Source organism: Luteibacter sp. dw_328, assembly GCF_018449605.1.
Lineage (GTDB): Bacteria > Pseudomonadota > Gammaproteobacteria > Xanthomonadales > Rhodanobacteraceae > Luteibacter.
The window spans coordinates 1-1,172 of sequence record NZ_JAAVUW010000018.1 but is presented as its reverse complement, the minus strand read 5'-3'; the positions used below and the strand labels follow the sequence as shown (position 1 = coordinate 1,172).

At 64.6% G+C, this 1,172-nt stretch carries 1 protein-coding gene; it reads left to right on the top strand.

Translation table 11 applies throughout. The features are described from left to right. The first annotated feature begins 222 nt into the window (after positions 1-222). Positions 223-1,152: an IS110 family transposase gene (locus tag HB634_RS22755; RefSeq protein WP_063570729.1), complete on the top strand. Its 930-nt coding sequence runs from the start codon at positions 223-225 to the stop codon at positions 1,150-1,152. Positions 1,153-1,172: the final 20 nt, after the last annotated feature.

Genomic DNA, 1,172 nt, shown 5'->3' with positions numbered 1-1,172 from the left:
TCGCCGCTGAAGCGGCTTGTGTCTTTGCGTCGGCGTAGGCTTCGGGGTGAGAGCGGAGTGCGGCAAGCCCGCTAGCGGCGGTGCTGCGAGCACGTGTGGGAGCTGGGGCTGCCGCACTCCCTCCACCAATAGCCCGAACAGTTGCCCGAGTCGTACCTCGAAATCACAAGCCGGGGCATGGTGGAGGTGCTCTCACTTCCGATCGTACTCCGGAGTGAAATCATGAGCATCCATGTAGGAATCGACACCGGTAAATCCATGTTGGACGTGGGTTTTTTTCCTGGTGAGCGCTGCGAACGCTTCGCCAATACGGCCGAAGGCCATCGCGCGTTACTGCTCGCGCTGGCGCCCCTGGAGGTCCCCCACATCGCTATCGAAGCGACGGGCGGCTATGAGCGAGGGATCATCGATGCGCTGGCTCAGGCCGGTTATTGCGTCACCCGCCTGGCGTCGCATCGCGCCTCGGCTTACTCGCGAGCCATGGGCCGGTTTGCCAAGAGTGACACCCTCGACGCCCAGATCCTGGCGCGTATGGCGGCGAATATCACGCCACAACCGTACGAGATGCCGTCGCCCGAACGCGGCGAACTGGCCGAACTGGTGCGGTGCCGGTTGCAGATGGTCAGCCAGCGTGACGACAACGGTCGACGTCTGAAGCAGACGCAGCTGGCTGCAGCCCAGCACGCGCTGCGCGGCATGATCGAGGCGGCCAGTACGCAAATCCGTGAGCTCGACCGGCGTATCGCGAAAGCCACGAAGGCCGTCGATCCTGCCTCACGGCTGCGCGAAGTGCCGGGTGTCGGGCCCGTCGTAGAAGCGACCCTGATCGCTTATCTGCCCGAACTGGGCCGGTTGACACGACAGCAGATCGCCGCGCTGGTGGGCGTGGCGCCTTACGTCGACCAGAGTGGTTGCCGTGACGGTGCGAGGCGCGTACGCGCCGGCCGATGGATCGTCCGGCGCGCGTTATACATGGCCGCCTGGGCCGCCGTCAGAGCAAAAGGAACAGCCCTGGGCGAGCGTTACCGCGCCCTGCGGGCGCGGGGAAAAGTAGCCAAGGTGGCCATCGTTGCCTGCATGCGATGCCTGATCACGGCCATCAATGCGATGGTCCGTGATCAGGCCGGATGGCGGCATGGGGCGGCTGTCTAAAAAAGACAGTTGCTCCCACA

What these genes read in the sequence shown, in the direction of transcription:
- HB634_RS22755 (WP_063570729.1), top strand. Translation starts at nt 223, where the DNA reads ATGAGCATCCATGTAGGAATCGACACCGGTAAATCCATGTTGGACGTG.